14 protein-coding genes and 1 tRNA gene are annotated in these 13,501 nt (G+C 63.2%); 11 read left to right on the top strand and 4 right to left on the bottom strand.

All coding sequences use genetic code 11. The annotated features are described in order from the left end of the window. Positions 1 to 90: 90 nt before the first annotated feature. Positions 91 to 795: an aquaporin Z gene (gene aqpZ / locus Pla111_RS06890; RefSeq protein WP_146572644.1), complete on the bottom strand. Its 705-nt coding sequence runs from the start codon at positions 793 to 795 to the stop codon at positions 91 to 93. 337 nt (positions 796 to 1,132) lie between these two features. Between aqpZ and ffh the strand changes: the two genes are divergently transcribed. The 5 genes from ffh to Pla111_RS06865 all read left to right on the top strand — a co-directional run bounded on the left by ffh (position 1,133) and on the right by Pla111_RS06865 (position 5,058). Next, positions 1,133 to 2,611, top strand: a complete 1,479-nt coding sequence (ffh, locus tag Pla111_RS06885) for a signal recognition particle protein (RefSeq protein ID WP_146572642.1) — start codon at positions 1,133 to 1,135, stop codon at positions 2,609 to 2,611. 306 nt (positions 2,612 to 2,917) lie between these two features. Next, positions 2,918 to 3,340, top strand: a complete 423-nt coding sequence (gene rpsP, locus Pla111_RS06880; protein WP_146572640.1) for a 30S ribosomal protein S16 — start codon at positions 2,918 to 2,920, stop codon at positions 3,338 to 3,340. A gap of 76 nt (positions 3,341 to 3,416) precedes the next feature. Continuing rightward, on the top strand, positions 3,417 to 4,148 hold the full coding sequence (gene trmD, locus Pla111_RS06875) for a tRNA (guanosine(37)-N1)-methyltransferase TrmD (RefSeq protein ID WP_146572638.1): 732 nt from the start codon (positions 3,417 to 3,419) through the stop codon (positions 4,146 to 4,148). A gap of 30 nt (positions 4,149 to 4,178) precedes the next feature. Then, a complete protein-coding gene (gene rplS, locus Pla111_RS06870) occupies positions 4,179 to 4,550 on the top strand; it encodes a 50S ribosomal protein L19 (protein WP_146572636.1) in 372 nt (123 codons plus the stop codon). 82 nt (positions 4,551 to 4,632) lie between these two features. Then, positions 4,633 to 5,058: a YraN family protein gene (locus tag Pla111_RS06865; protein ID WP_146572634.1), complete on the top strand. Its 426-nt coding sequence runs from the start codon at positions 4,633 to 4,635 to the stop codon at positions 5,056 to 5,058. A 77-nt stretch (positions 5,059 to 5,135) separates the two neighbouring features. Here Pla111_RS06865 and Pla111_RS06860 read toward each other — a convergent pair whose 3' ends face one another. Next, a complete protein-coding gene (locus Pla111_RS06860) occupies positions 5,136 to 5,810 on the bottom strand; it encodes an alpha/beta fold hydrolase (protein WP_146572632.1) in 675 nt (224 codons plus the stop codon). A 139-nt stretch (positions 5,811 to 5,949) separates the two neighbouring features. Between Pla111_RS06860 and galE the strand changes: the two genes are divergently transcribed. The 5 genes from galE (at position 5,950) to hemW (ending at position 9,995) form a co-directional block, all read left to right on the top strand. Further along, entirely contained in the window at positions 5,950 to 6,948 is a 999-nt protein-coding gene (galE, locus tag Pla111_RS06855; protein ID WP_146572630.1) for a UDP-glucose 4-epimerase GalE, read from the top strand. Then, the gene (locus tag Pla111_RS06850) at positions 6,945 to 8,156 is read left to right on the top strand and encodes a S26 family signal peptidase (protein ID WP_146572628.1); all 1,212 of its coding nucleotides are present in this window, start codon (positions 6,945 to 6,947) and stop codon (positions 8,154 to 8,156) included. The genes galE and Pla111_RS06850 overlap by 4 nt, the downstream gene beginning before the upstream one ends. A gap of 119 nt (positions 8,157 to 8,275) precedes the next feature. After that, positions 8,276 to 8,348, top strand: a tRNA-Ala gene (locus Pla111_RS06845). A gap of 282 nt (positions 8,349 to 8,630) precedes the next feature. Then, positions 8,631 to 8,819, top strand: coding sequence for a hypothetical protein (locus Pla111_RS06840; protein WP_146572626.1), 189 nt, complete (start codon positions 8,631 to 8,633; stop codon positions 8,817 to 8,819). Positions 8,820 to 8,867: 48 nt separating this feature from the next. Continuing rightward, positions 8,868 to 9,995: a radical SAM family heme chaperone HemW gene (hemW, locus tag Pla111_RS06835; RefSeq protein WP_146572624.1), complete on the top strand. Its 1,128-nt coding sequence runs from the start codon at positions 8,868 to 8,870 to the stop codon at positions 9,993 to 9,995. A gap of 68 nt (positions 9,996 to 10,063) precedes the next feature. Here hemW and Pla111_RS06830 read toward each other — a convergent pair whose 3' ends face one another. Further along, a complete protein-coding gene (locus tag Pla111_RS06830; protein WP_146572622.1) occupies positions 10,064 to 10,639 on the bottom strand; it encodes a hypothetical protein in 576 nt (191 codons plus the stop codon). 313 nt (positions 10,640 to 10,952) lie between these two features. Next, a complete protein-coding gene (locus tag Pla111_RS06825; protein ID WP_146572620.1) occupies positions 10,953 to 11,792 on the bottom strand; it encodes a uracil-DNA glycosylase in 840 nt (279 codons plus the stop codon). Positions 11,793 to 11,981: 189 nt separating this feature from the next. Here Pla111_RS06825 and der point away from each other — a divergent pair, with 189 nt between their 5' ends. Then, entirely contained in the window at positions 11,982 to 13,394 is a 1,413-nt protein-coding gene (der, locus tag Pla111_RS06820; protein ID WP_146572618.1) for a ribosome biogenesis GTPase Der, read from the top strand. The last annotated feature ends 107 nt before the right edge of the window (positions 13,395 to 13,501 follow it).

The following is a 13,501-nucleotide window of genomic DNA, read 5'->3' as shown; positions in this document are numbered from 1 at the left end:
CGAAGCGTCACCCCTCTGCCGAGCTACAAATCCATGACTGCTTCGGACAGCCTAGGCCTGGTTAAGATGGGCCCTTTCTCGCGTTCGCTACTAAGACGACTCCGCTTCCCCGGCAATGAGCGGATAAACCACTCCGGCAAGAGCTGCACCAACAATCGGGGCAGCCCAGAACAGCCAGAGCTGCTGTAGCGCAGCGCCTCCTGCGATCAGTGCAGGGCCAGTACTTCGGGCCGGGTTCACCGAGAGGTTTGTTACCGGGATGCCAACCAAGTGGATCAGGGTTAGGCCAAGCCCGATCGCGATCGGGGCAAAGCCTGCTGGTGCTCGGCTATCGGTCGCTCCGAGGATGATGAACAGGAAGAAGAACGTGAGCACGGCCTCGGCAACGCCACAAGCAAGCAGTGAGTAGCCCCCCGGTGAGCTTTCCGCATAACCGTTCGTCGCGAAGCCGCCGACACTCTCGAAGCCCGTTTGCCCGCTCACAATCACATACAGCACCCCTGCTGCTGCGAGCGCACCCAACACCTGGGCGATGACATAGGGAATCAGCTCAGCGGCTCTAAATCGCCCGCCAAACAATAAGCCGATCGACACGGCCGGATTGAGGTGGCACCCGGAGATATGCCCTATCGCGTAGGCCATCGTCAGCACGGTAAGGCCAAAGGCAAAGGCAACGCCGAGCCAACCGATGCCGACATCGGCAACTCCGGCTGCGAGGACGGCGCTGCCGCAGCCGCCAAAGACGAGCCAGAACGTTCCCAAAAACTCCGCCGCACACTTCTTGCCCAGTGACATGATCGATCCTTGATTAGCCGAATGACGCCGAGACGGCAGGAGCACCCTCCAGCCACCCTTTGTCTGACGCAAAGAAAAGGAATTGCGGGTTATGACCCTACAGCGCCGCAGGGTGCAACCTCGATTCTTGCTCAAATCCCCAGCGCTGTCGGGCCCTCAGCAGCGATGGCACCCTTTGTTGCCTACCTGATGGGCTGTCCGAGATAGCGCAGCCAGCCCACCAGTGTTGCGCGAGGACCGCTAAGTCTCGTGACTTTCCGTCCCTGCGCCCGTAAGCTACTCGTTCTCCGCGTTTTTTAGCGTTCCGCCCGGCTGTAACCCCCTCCCCGCCCTTCGCATGTTCGACGCCCTTCAAGAAAATCTTGGCGCCGCCTTCAAGACCCTCCGTGGTCAGGGCAAGCTGTCCGAAGCGAACATGCGCGACGGGCTCAAGCTCGTCGAAAAGTCGCTACTCGAGGCCGATGTCTCGTACGAAGTCGCTCGCGCCTTCATGAAGCGGGTCTCCGACCAAGCTCTCGGCGAGAAAGTCCTGCAGTCGCTGCGGCCCAGTGAGCAAGTCATCGGCATCGTCTATCAGGAGCTGGTGAACCTGATGGGGCCCGTCGATCATTCCCTGCACCTGAAGGGCAAAGGGGAGGTCACCGTCCTCATGATGTGCGGCTTGCAGGGTTCGGGGAAAACGACCACCTGCGGCAAACTGGGCCGTCTGCTGAAACAATCGGGACGCAAACCGCTGCTCGTTGCGGCTGACCTGCAGCGCCCCGCGGCGATCGATCAGCTGCACGTGCTCGGCGAACAGCTCGACATCCCCGTCTATAGTGATCGCACTTCGCAAGACCCTGTCAAAGTGACCGGTGCCGCGGTCGAGCAGGCCAAGCGACTCGGGGCCGACGTGGTGATCCTCGATACCGCGGGCCGGCTGCACATCGACAACGAGCTGATGGACCAGCTCAAACGCGTCGACAGCCGATGCTCGCCCGATCAGGTCTACTTGGTCGTTGACGGCATGACCGGGCAAGACGCGGTGAACAGCGCGAAGGCCTTTAACGAAGCGCTCGAGCTGGACGGGGTCATCATGACCAAGCTCGATGGCGACGCCCGGGGCGGAGCGGCCATCAGCGTCAAAGAGGTCACGGGCGTGCCCCTGAAGTTTATGGGCACGGGCGAGCATCTCGAAAATCTCGAGCCGTTCCATCCCGAGCGCATGGCCGGCCGCATCTTGGGCCAGGGCGACATGATGTCGCTCGTCGAAAAGGCCCAACAGGAGTTCGACCAAGACGAGGCCCGCCGACTCGAAGAGCAGCTCTCCAAAGGAGAGTTTTCGCTCGACGACTTCCTCAAGCAGATGCAGCAGATCAAGCGGCTGGGGCCGTTGCGGAAAGTCATGGGGATGATCCCCGGCATGAGCCAGTTGCTGGGCGACATGGACGACGTGGACGCCGAAGGCGACCTCCGCCGCCTGCAGGGCATCATCCACTCGATGACGCCAGCCGAACGCCGCAAGCCGAAGCTGATCGATCACAGCCGTCGCCGGCGGATCGCTTCGGGCGCGGGTGTCGAGCCGCACGCGGTCAACGAACTGGTCAAGCAGTTCGATGCGATCGCCCCGATGATGACCGCCATGGCGGGCAAAGGCATGGGCGACCGCATGAAGATGGTCAAAGAGGTTCAGGCGCAGATGATGGGCAATCCGGCCGGACAGCTTGGCAAGAAAAAGCAGAGCACCGGCAAGCGCCTGACCGCCAAAGAAAAGGCCAAAGCCCAACGAGACCGCGAGAAGCGGCTCAAGCAGCTACGCAAGAACAAGGGCCGGTAGACACGCCCAACCACTCACCAGCCGCCCCCCCCCGCAAGAGGGGTTTCTCTCGGGATTATCAAACCCCGACACGACGGGGCTGAGCGGGGGCTGCCTGACTGGCCTGAGCGGACCCAGCAGGGGCCGTTTGCCGCGTGCTTTGGGGCGGCCCCGGGCCGGGTTGACCGTCTTCCTGCCAACAGGGGTTGATGGAACGGGGGTGGCGTCGTCATATTACCCAATTCCCAATGAAACACCGGCCCCGACCAGTAGCGGGGACGATCCTAAAAACCGTGTGAGACCAAGGCAGTGGCAGTACGCATCCGCATGAAGAAGATGGGCCGGGCCCACCGGCACTTCTTCCGCATCTGCGCCATCGACAAGCGAACCCCGCGTGATGGCCGCGTGCTCGAAGAGCTGGGCACCTACGATCCGATGATCACCGAGGCCGACGCCCGCGTCGTGCTCAAGAACGACCGTGTCGATCACTGGCTCAGCGTCGGGGCGTTGCCGTCCGAGAAGTGCGCCGTGCTGATCAAGAAGTACGGCTCGCAGGGCACGCACCTCGATGCCCAGAAGGCCGCTTTCGAGAAGCTGGCGATGCCGGTCGAGCTGCCCGAAGTCGGCCCGCCCGCCGAAGCCCCCAAGCCTGCCGAGGAGCCCGCCGCTGAAGAGCAATCGGCTGAGGCACCGGCTGCTGAAGAGGCAGGTGCCGCAGAAGCCCCTGCTGAAGAAGCCAAATCCGAGTGAGTTCAGCCGAGTGAGTTCAGGCCGGCTGCCTTGAAGATTCAAGGCAGCGGGCGTGTCGCGCACAGCGAGTGACGCCATGCGGTTTGACGTACTCACGCTGTTTCCGGAAATCTTCTCGGGCTACCTAACCCAAAGCTTGCTGAAGCTTGCGATCGACCGCGATCTGGCTTCGGTCCACCTGCACAACTTACGCGACTACTCGAAAGGAAAGCACAAAGAGGTTGACGACCGGCCGTTTGGCGGTGGTCCCGGCATGTTGCTCAAGCCCGAGCCGACCATCGACTGTGTCGAGGCGGTTCAGGCCGACCCGAGCGCGGGCGGCCCCGGCCGACTGCTGATGCTGACCCCGCAGGGACGCCGACTCGATCAACCGTACGTCGAAGATCTTGCCCAAAGCCCCCGTTTGCTGCTGCTGTGCGGACGCTACGAGGGTTTTGACCAGCGGATCACGGACCTGCTCCAGCCGGAAGAGGTTTCGATCGGCGACTATGTGCTCAACGGCGGCGAAGTCGCAGCGATGACCATTATCGACGCGGTGGTTCGACTTGAACCCGGCGTGCTCGGAGACGAAACAAGCAGCCAAGAAGACACCTTCAGCCGTGCCGGACGCAACCTGGAGTACGCTCAGTACACCCGCCCCCGTGAGTACCGCGGGCTAGCGGTGCCCGAGGTGCTCCTCAGTGGCGACCACGAAGCGATCGCCCGCTGGCGCGAGCAAAACGCGGCCGAGCGAACCCAGCAACGCCGGGCCGACCTGCTGCCCGCCGCTTCACGTTCCGATCAGCCCGCAGCCGATACCACCAACTAACTCCACTATTCCGCAGCCCCCACCGCTACCATGTCACAGAAAATTCTCGATCTGGTTGAGCAGTCCAGCCTCAAACATGGCGAGGACTATCCCGAGTTCGAGATCGGCGACACCGTCGATGTCCACACGCGGATCCTCGAGGGCAACAAGGAACGGATCCAGATCTTTACCGGCGTTGTGATCGCACGCAGCGGCAGCGGATCGCGTGAGATGTTCGTTGTGCGCCGGATTGTGAACAACGAGGGGGTCGAGCGTAAGTTCCCGGTCCACTCGCCCAAGATCGCCAAGATCGAGGTCAAGCGTTCGAGCGTTGTCCGACGGGCAAAGCTCTACTACCTCCGCGACCGCGTCGGCAAGAAGACCCGTTTGACCGAGCGTCGTCGCGACATCGCCAAGTCGTAGGCGAACCCCCGCCGAAACAGCTCACCGAGGGCACGCAGTTTTCTGCGTGCCCTCGGTGTTTCTAATGATTAGAAAGGGGGCCATGCGTTGGTTCCCTTGGCAACTTGGCACCCCCTGGCAGCTTGTCACCCAACCCCTGGGTGAGCGGGGCGAGCGCTTCGCGGCACGGCTGCTCCGCCGCCAGGGGCATCGGGTGCTAATCGCCGGCGGACGAAACCGTTACGGCGAACTCGACCTTGTATCGATCGACCAGCGCACCGCCGAGCGGCGGCTCGTCTTCACCGAAGTGAAGACCCGCCGCAACTTGCGGGCCGGCTCTCCGGCCGAGGCGGTCACCCCTGAGAAGCAGCGCCGCCTGATCCGCACGGCCCAGGCGTTTCTGCGGGCAAACGACCTCGACGATCACCCGATCCGCTTCGACGTGGTCGCGATCCACTGGCCCAAGGACGCACGCCGGCCGTTGTCGGCACAGCACTTTGTCGCCGCTTTCGCGGCGTTCGGGCGGTAGGAACGCAGCCAGCTCGGCTTGTAAAGCGCGCAAGCGGCTCGCTCGTCGGGATGACGAGAGTGGCCAGGGACCCTCAACTAGGGGCTCATCAGCCAAGCATTGACCCGCTCGGCGTGGGTCCAGTTGATGAGGTGGCGGCCCTCCTCGATCCAGTCGGTTACGTGCCGTTTGACGGGCGGGATCACCCCGTCGCCACGGCCATGGATCTGACGCACGGGCACGCCTTGCGCCTCGATGTCGTCGTCATTGAATCGCCACCCGGCGATCGCCCGCGCACCGGCCATCAAGAGCGGATAATTGACCCTTTCGGACATGCCCCGCAGCCGCTGGGTTTGCTCCGCATCGAGCCGCTCCCTGCGGGCAAGCAGGCCGGCACCGCCCCTCAAGAACGCCGGAACGACACTCCTGGGCACGAACCCACCGAGCGACCGTGCCACCGCGAACCGTAGTGGCAGCGTGGCGCGGGTCCGATTGGCCGCGATCAGCATCAGCCGTTGGGGTTTGCGATCGAGAAAGCGTGTCATCTCGACCGCCAGCGAGCCGCCGAAGGACATCCCCCCAAGCTGATAGGGCTCGCGAGTGAGCCCCAGGTGCTTCATTCGATGCGCGAGTTGCTCGGCGGCGGCGGTGAAGGACTTAGCTAGCGGTTCCCGCTGAGGCAGACAAACCACCAGCTCGCGCCCCAACGCTTCCTTCTGGGGGTAAAAGAGCTCGGCATCGGCACCTAAGCCAGGAATCAGCACGGTCCGCATCGTGGATTTTCTTCTCGGGTTCTGTCGTAATTATCCGCTGGGTCGTGGCCGTTGGATTGTCGCCCCTCGACACTCCGGATACGGTAACGCACACCCCCCGTGAGTAACGAGTCCGCTCAGCAACCGAGGCCGACAGCAGATGAACATCTTAGTCACAGGCGGAGCCGGATACGTTGGCTCGCACGCGGTAAAGCGTTTGTTGGCGGCGGGACACAGCGTGGTGGTGCTCGACAATCTCGTGTACGGCCATCGGGCCGCGACAGGTTCAACGCGCCTCGTCGAGGGAGATCTGGCCGATCGTGCGCTGGTCGAAGGGCTGCTCACCGAGAACGCCATCGAGGCGGTAATGCACTTCGCGGCGTATGCGTACGTGGGCGAGTCGGTCACTGATCCGGCAAAGTACTATCAGAACAACATTGTGGGCACCCTCTCGTTGCTGGACGCGATGGTCGCGTGCGACGTGAAGAAGCTGGTGTTTTCTAGTACCTGCGCCACCTACGGCGTCCCGAACACGGTGCCGATCCCCGAGGATCATCCGCAGGCACCGATCAACCCTTACGGGTTCACCAAGCTCGTGATCGAGCGGGCGATGGCAGACTATCGTCGGGCGTACGGTCTGTCTTACGCCGCGCTGCGCTACTTTAATGCTTCGGGCGCGGCCGCTGACGGTTCGATCGGCGAAGACCATAAGCCCGAGACCCACCTCATCCCGCTGGTGCTCGACGTAGCGCTCGGCAAACGCGAGCACATCACTATCTTTGGTGAAGATTATCCGACCCCCGACGGGACCTGCATTCGGGACTACATTCACGTCGATGACCTCGGCGATGCCCACGTTGCCGCGATCCAAAAGCTGGGCAACAGCGCTGACGGTCCGACCGAGCTGCGCGTGAATGTGGGCACGGGGCAAGGCGCGAGCGTTCGCCAGGTAATCGCCGCGTGTGAGTTAGCCACCGGCAAAACCATTGCGTGTGTAGCCGGTCCCCGTCGCGAGGGCGACCCGGCCAAACTGGTTGCCGACCCGCGTGGTGCCGAACGGCTGCTGGGCTGGCGGGCCCGTCACACGGATATCAATGAGATTGTGGCCTCGGCGTGGCGCTGGCACGGGACGCACCCCGACGGGTACGCCGATCGGTGAGTGTCTTCCGTGCCAAGCTCGGGCGTCGCCTCGCTGCCGTGGTACAGGGCTTGGTAGGTTTGGCGATACTGGCGGTGCTCGTCGAAGGGTTTGTTGCCTCCGGATTGATTCGTCCGGTGGTCGTGGCCGGCGGTTCGATGGCACCCCACTTGGTTGGATCGCACCGTCTTGCCGTTTGCTCCGGTTGCGGTGCTTCATGGGCGATCGATCAGGCTGCACAATCCCCCGACGCCTGCCCTGAGTGCGGCTCGGCTTCAACCCAGGTGGTGGCTGACGGGCCGGCTGACCGGCTCCTCGCGGGGCATTACCGTGGCTTGCCTCAGCGCTGGCAAACCGTTTTGCTCCGTTCGCCCGAGGACGCACGCCAGCTGCTGGTGAAGCGGGTGCTTGGCCTGCCAGGCGAAGCGGTTGCGTTGGCCGACGGAGACCTGTGGATCAACGATCGGCGGATCGCCAAATCGTTGTCGGAACAGCAAAGCCTATGGGTTCCGATCGCCCGCTCGCTGCATGGTTGGCGCACTGAAGACGGAGCACGCTTGCCAGACGCGATGATGCGGTACAACACATGGCGCTGCCATGGGGGACGCCTTGTCTTCGCAAATCCCCTCACCGACGACTTACCTTACAACGCCCAGGTAACGCGGCGGGTGCGGCCGATGTTTGACCGGGCCGTCGAGTTTCGGCTGAGTTTGGCGGAAGGAGCGTTGATCGAGGTTATGCCCCAGGGGCGTCGCGATCTACGGGTGCGAGTCGCCCAGGAAGCCGCGGGCAAGCGGGTTGTTGGGTTCGTTGGAAGGCGATCGATTGGGGCGACCCCCTCGAGCGCACCGCGAACGGACCCGTTGGTAACCGTTTCGACTTTCGATCATCAATTGCTTGTCGCGATCGATGGTAAAACCGTGCTAACGGCTCCGCTTGAGGGGCACTTCCTGAGAGCGGGCAGCACAGACGATCGGCTGACCCTTGTGGCGTCGGGCGCGATCACGGTGGCAGGCCTGACGGTCTATCGCGATCAGTACCTAAATGCCCCCGCTGCGTCGCAGGGCACGGACGCCGCTTCGCTAAGCGCTCCGATCGGTGGCTGGCAGCTGGGGCCGGAAGAGTGGTTTGTCCTCGGTGATAATACGGCGATTTCACGCGACAGCCGTAATTGGAAAGCCGGGCCGGGCGTCCCCACCCGCTTGCTGAGGGGGATCGTGCGACGTTGAACGAGGGATGGCTGGCGGGGCCCGGCGCAGAACGCTATATTTCATGCCCGTTGTGTGGCCCCCCAACCATGCAGCCGTCGGCAGTGAACCCCTTTCCCCGGGGCGCGCATTCGACAACCGGGGCGGTAGCTCAGTTGGGAGAGCGCTGCGTTCGCAATGCAGAGGTCGAGGGTTCGACTCCCTTCCGCTCCACTCTTTTTCGGCTTCCTCGGGGTGGTTTTCGCCTACCTCCAGCCAGTGGCAAGATCTACCAAGTCACTCGCGTCTTGGATCCGCGTTCCATTGGGAAGAATGGCTTGGTCGATCTGGTTAGGTTGATCCGGCTTGATCGATCCGGCTTGGCGATCTGCCGCTCATCGCGTTAGGCTGCCGCTGGCACGATGTGCGACGCACAGCGCCCACTCGTCTGCCTCATGCGGGGCCACGGAATCCCCCACGTATCCAGAGCATCTGTCCTGCAACGGAGAGCCAACGATGAAGCTAACCGAGTTCTACACCGTCGTCTCGGGTCGGGTTGATACGGACAAGACCAAGATCAACGCCGCCGAGACTCGCCGCGTTCTGTCCGAAGCCTTTATCGTTCTCCAAGGGCTATCAGCGGCCGAGGCGGCCGATTTGTTTGCCAAGGGGCTTGCGACCGCCGCCAAGAAAGCGGGCAAGTAGACTGTCGCAGCGGCCAGCTGGTCGCGGCCCTGTTGTACGCCGTCCACCATGTCGCCACGGTCTGCTTACCTTCACGTGCCGTTCTGCCGTCATCGGTGCGGCTATTGCAACTTCGCCGTGATTGCCGGGCGTGATGATCTGGCAGCCGACTATCTGCGTGCCATCTCGAAAGAGCTGTCTTGGCTGGGCGAGCCACGGCCTGTCGAGACGCTGTACTTCGGCGGCGGAACTCCCACGCGGCTGGCGATCGGACCGTTGCGCGAATTGCTGACGCTGGCCGATCACTGGTTCCCCGCCGCCGAGGGGGTGGAGCGCGAGTGGACCGTCGAAGCCAATCCCGGCGATTTGTCGGCCGAATCGGTGGAGCTGCTTGCCGACCTTGGCGTCACGAGGCTGAGCCTTGGCGTCCAGTCGCTCAAGCCAAGCAAACTGCTGCGTCTGGAGCGCGATCACACACCCGAGGAGGTGAAAACGGTTGTTGGCGCGGCGCGCGAGGCGGGCTTGGGCGTTGCCATCGATCTGATTTTTGCGGCCCCCGAAGAATCCTTGGAAGAGTGGTTCGACGATGTCCGCGACGCGTTACAGCTTGAACCGCACCACATCAGCACCTACGGCTTAACCTACGAAAAAGGTTCGACGTTCTGGGCCCGCCGCGAGCGGCAGAGCTTGGCAGAGGTGGACGAAGATCTGCAAGCGCAGATGTATATCGGCGCGATCGATCTGCTAACCCGTTCGGGTTTTGAACACTACGAGGTATCGAATCACGCTCAACCCGGCCGACGCAGCCGCCACAACGAAGCCTACTGGTCGGGCCGAGAGTACTACGCCGCGGGTCCCGGCGCGGCGCGGTACGTGGGGGGCGTGCGTGAAACCAACCATCGCAGCACCACTACCTACCTACGCCGCGTCTTGGCGGGGCAATCTCCTGTGGCAGAGCGCGAGACGCTCTCGCCCGAGGCGCGTGCACGCGAACGCATGGTTTTCGGCCTGCGCCGACTCGAAGGGCTGCGGCGCGCAGAGTTTAGGTCTGCCGCTGGGTATTCGCTCGACGAGCTCGCCGGCGAAACCCTTGCCCGACTCGTGGGGCACGCGCTCCTCTGTGACGACGGCGAAGTGGTGCGTCTGACACGCCGTGGTCTGCTGGTCAGCGACGCGATCTGGCCCGAGCTGCTCTGAAGGGGGTCGTTCCGAAGGCCGAACCGTAGAAAGCGCGTGTCGCCACGATCCCGTGTTGAGTGCGAAGCCTACATCGGGGCCCGCGGCAGACGGCGGCGGTGCGGCGGTTCGGCGAGTTCCGGCGGTTCCGAGCCCATCTCGTCGGCCCACATCTCACGCTCTTCGTCTGTCGCGTAGTACTGGAGCCAAATCTCGGGATCGTCGCTGGTGTTGGCGCAGTCCCAGTGCAGGTAGCTGGTTCTTGTCTCGAGCTTTTTCTCGTAACTCGGCAAGATGTCGCGCGCAATCAGCGTGTATAGCTCGCGATCGCTTAAGTGGTCGGTAAAGTCCAGCACCACGTGCTTCGAGTACAGCAATCGAACCGTCTCGGACAGTCTCCGCCGGACCTCGTCATCGCCCAGCGTGTCCGACTCGGGGAGCCGCAGCGGCGGATCAAACCACTCGGCAATCGGCAGCATGGGTGCCCGCTCCCAGGCTAGCATCGACGCCAAGAAATCGTTCTCGCTGTCGGTCGTCATGCGCGCCACATCGACCGACCCTATCGATTCGTCGAAGAGCGGTTCGAGTTCGTTGCGCAGCTCCGCGTTACGGAGCAGACAATCGACTTGATCAGGTTGTTTGCTGGGCGGCTGGGGAGCGTACATCGTCAGCACCGCTAGACGCGGCGAGGTGCAGGAACGAACCGAAGTCTGCGGGGCCGAAGGGATACGACACCGCGGTACAGCAACCTCGACTTTATCAACGGCCGGCGACCTTCGGAAGCGATTGCCACCCCGCTAGTGGGGTTCTCGTCGAGCGCCCGTTATACCTGACCGACACGACGCGCAAGGTCGCGCGGACAGGGTTGCGCAATCGTTAAAGTCGGTGCCACCCGCTTCTAGCGCTTGTCAGAACAAGCGCGCTTTCGGACTCAGACTCAAGGCACCGCCTGCAAAGACCAGCCGGAACAGCGGCGGTCTATCTCGCCGGCTGGTTCCCCGACGGGGGGATCGCCACGCCCATCGCGTTCATCAGCAGCTGCAAATCTTCCCAAGCCTGCCGCTTGGCAGAGGGATTCCGCAGCAGATAGGCCGGGTGATAGGTGCAGACGACCTTCCGCCCCTGGTGTTCATGGACCGTGCCCCGCAACCGCCCGATGGGAGTGGTTGTTGCCAGGTAGCTCTGAGCAGCGACCGCTCCCAGGCAACCGATAAATTCGGGCGCGATCAGGTCGAGCTGACGGCCGAGAAAACCCGCGCAAGCCCGCGCCTCATCGGGCGTGGGGTTACGATTGTCGGGGGGCCGGCACTTTAGCACGTTGAGGATGTAAACCTCGTCGCGGGACAGTCCGCACGCTTCGAGCATTTTGTTCAGCAGCTGTCCGGCCCGACCGACAAACGGCTCACCGAGGCGGTCCTCATCAGCGCCGGGCGCTTCGCCCATCAGGCAAAGCCGCGCCCGGGGGTTTCCGACGCCAAAAACCGTCTGCGTGCGCGAGCTCACCAGCTCGTTGCAGGCGGTACAGCCGGCCACCTCTTGGCGGAGCACTTCCAGGGTGGGTGCCGACGAAGGCTCTGGCGGCACTGCCGTGCGGAGGGCAGAGGGCTCCCGGGTCTGTGCAGGGGGCGATCCAGGTCGCGTTGGTGAGGCCTCTCCGGGCGGCTGCTGGACGTGTGAGATCGCCGGTGCTGCTGAGACGCTGGCGGAGGGGGGGGACTCCTGAGAAAGGCGAGCCGTCGCCCGCGGCAGGATCGAGACTCCCGCCCGTTGGAGGCTCTCCAGACGCTGCAGCACGGTTCCTGGAGAAAGCGGGACCATCGACCTGATCCAAAAAGGGCAGAGACACAAAGCTATCAGCTTTGGCGGAACTGAGGGGGCACTCAGGCGTCCGCCGCAAGACCATGAAGATAGCCGATCGCAGGGGGCCAGCGGTATTCCTCGCGGGTCGGGGCAACTATGCTCAAGGGCTTGCTGAAACGGCGTCTTCCTCGTTCCTCCCTCGGTTTCATGGGTATTCCACAAGTCGCGATCGTCGGGCGGCCCAATGTCGGCAAGAGCAGCTTGCTGAACTGGCTGGCCGGCTTACGCGTAGCGATCGTTGACGACCGACCAGGTATCACCCGTGACCGCGTCGTCTACCTAATGGAGCACGAGGGCCGTTTTTTCGAGCTGATCGACACGGGGGGCATGGGGCACATGGACGCCGATGCCCTCACGCAGGACATCGAGAATCAGATCAGCCAAGCGATCGACTCGGCAGACCTGATCCTGTTTGTGGTCGATACCCGCGAGGGAATCGCGACCATGGACTCGGAGGTTGCCAAACGGCTCCGCTACCTCAAGACGACCGTCATCTGCGTCGCCAACAAGACCGATCACGAAAAATTCGACACCCAAGCCGACGACTTCGGTCGGCTCGGCCATGGCCAGCCGCTCAAAGTCAGCACCGAACAGAACCGCAATCGTTCGGTCCTGCTGAATCGTATCTTCGATGCGCTGCCGGAAGCGGATGAAGCCAACGGCGCGCCAACCGACCCTGACATGAAGGTGGCGATCGTCGGACGACGCAACGTCGGCAAGAGCACGTTCGTCAACACGCTCGCCCAGGCTGAGCGGATGATCGTTAGCGAGGTGCCAGGCACGACGCGCGACAGTGTCGATGTGCGTTTCGAGCTCGACGGCCGCGCGTTCGTCGCGATCGACACGCCGGGCATCCGCCGCACTCGCGCCCAGCAGACCTACGACATCGACTTTTATGGTGCCCACCGCGCGCAGCGCAGCATCCGCCGCGCCGACGTGGTGTTTCTGTTTCTCGACTGCACGCAGCGCATCGGTAAGATCGATAAGCAGCTCGCCGACTATATCGGTAAGCAGCACAAGCCCTGCGTGCTGGTTGTCAATAAGTGGGACCAGCTCGCCGGTTCGATGCCGACCGAGAAGTGGGTCAACTATCTGGCGGACAACTTCCGCATGATGCCCTACGCACCGATCGCATTCATTACTGCCAAGACCGGCAAGAACGTTAAGGCACTGCTCAACCATGGGCAGATGCTCTTCAAGCAATCGATGGAGCGCGTCGGCACGGGTGAACTCAACCGCGTGGTGCGCGACGCCGTTCGCCACACTCCGCCGCCGCTCTATAAGAACCGACGTCCCAAGATCTATTACGCAACCCAGGTGGGCACGCAGCCGCCGACGATCGTGCTGTTTGTCAGCCAGCCCGCGGCGATCACGCCCCAGTACCAGCGCTACCTACTCGGCCGGTTCCGCGACGAGTTTCCTTTCGCCGAGGTGCCCATGAAGATCTATCTGCGGCGCCGCGAGTCGAGCGACACCCGCGACGAGGTCCGGCAGCCTGAAGAGGTCGCCCCTCGCGAAAGCACTCTGCCGGCCGCTGAGCCCGACGCCGCCACCGAGTAGAGCACGCCCTGGGGGGCGACGGAGCAACCGAACCGCTTGGCGGCAGACCGCCACTGCTAGCACTCGGGGCGGTTGCGCGAGTTTCCTCAACATTTGCGGGTCGAAGG

Origin of the sequence: Botrimarina hoheduenensis (assembly GCF_007859815.1) — a bacterium.
In the GTDB taxonomy this organism is placed as follows: Bacteria; Planctomycetota; Planctomycetia; order Pirellulales; family Lacipirellulaceae; genus Botrimarina; species Botrimarina hoheduenensis.
Note: the sequence above shows the minus strand (reverse complement) of the source record. Positions and strands in the feature narration are given on the sequence as shown.

Bases quoted from the DNA above. Each gene is read 5' to 3' on its own strand.
- aqpZ (WP_146572644.1), bottom strand. From the start codon at position 795: ATGTCACTGGGCAAGAAGTGTGCGGCGGAGTTTTTGGGAACGTTCTGG.
- ffh (WP_146572642.1), top strand. From the start codon at position 1,133: ATGTTCGACGCCCTTCAAGAAAATCTTGGCGCCGCCTTCAAGACCCTC.
- rpsP (WP_146572640.1), top strand. From the start codon at position 2,918: ATGAAGAAGATGGGCCGGGCCCACCGGCACTTCTTCCGCATCTGCGCC.
- trmD (WP_146572638.1), top strand. From the start codon at position 3,417: ATGCGGTTTGACGTACTCACGCTGTTTCCGGAAATCTTCTCGGGCTAC.
- rplS (WP_146572636.1), top strand. From the start codon at position 4,179: ATGTCACAGAAAATTCTCGATCTGGTTGAGCAGTCCAGCCTCAAACAT.
- Pla111_RS06865 (WP_146572634.1), top strand. From the start codon at position 4,633: ATGCGTTGGTTCCCTTGGCAACTTGGCACCCCCTGGCAGCTTGTCACC.
- Pla111_RS06860 (WP_146572632.1), bottom strand. From the start codon at position 5,810: ATGCGGACCGTGCTGATTCCTGGCTTAGGTGCCGATGCCGAGCTCTTT.
- galE (WP_146572630.1), top strand. From the start codon at position 5,950: ATGAACATCTTAGTCACAGGCGGAGCCGGATACGTTGGCTCGCACGCG.
- Pla111_RS06840 (WP_146572626.1), top strand. From the start codon at position 8,631: ATGAAGCTAACCGAGTTCTACACCGTCGTCTCGGGTCGGGTTGATACG.
- hemW (WP_146572624.1), top strand. From the start codon at position 8,868: ATGTCGCCACGGTCTGCTTACCTTCACGTGCCGTTCTGCCGTCATCGG.
- Pla111_RS06830 (WP_146572622.1), bottom strand. From the start codon at position 10,639: ATGTACGCTCCCCAGCCGCCCAGCAAACAACCTGATCAAGTCGATTGT.
- Pla111_RS06825 (WP_146572620.1), bottom strand. From the start codon at position 11,792: ATGGTCCCGCTTTCTCCAGGAACCGTGCTGCAGCGTCTGGAGAGCCTC.
- der (WP_146572618.1), top strand. From the start codon at position 11,982: ATGGGTATTCCACAAGTCGCGATCGTCGGGCGGCCCAATGTCGGCAAG.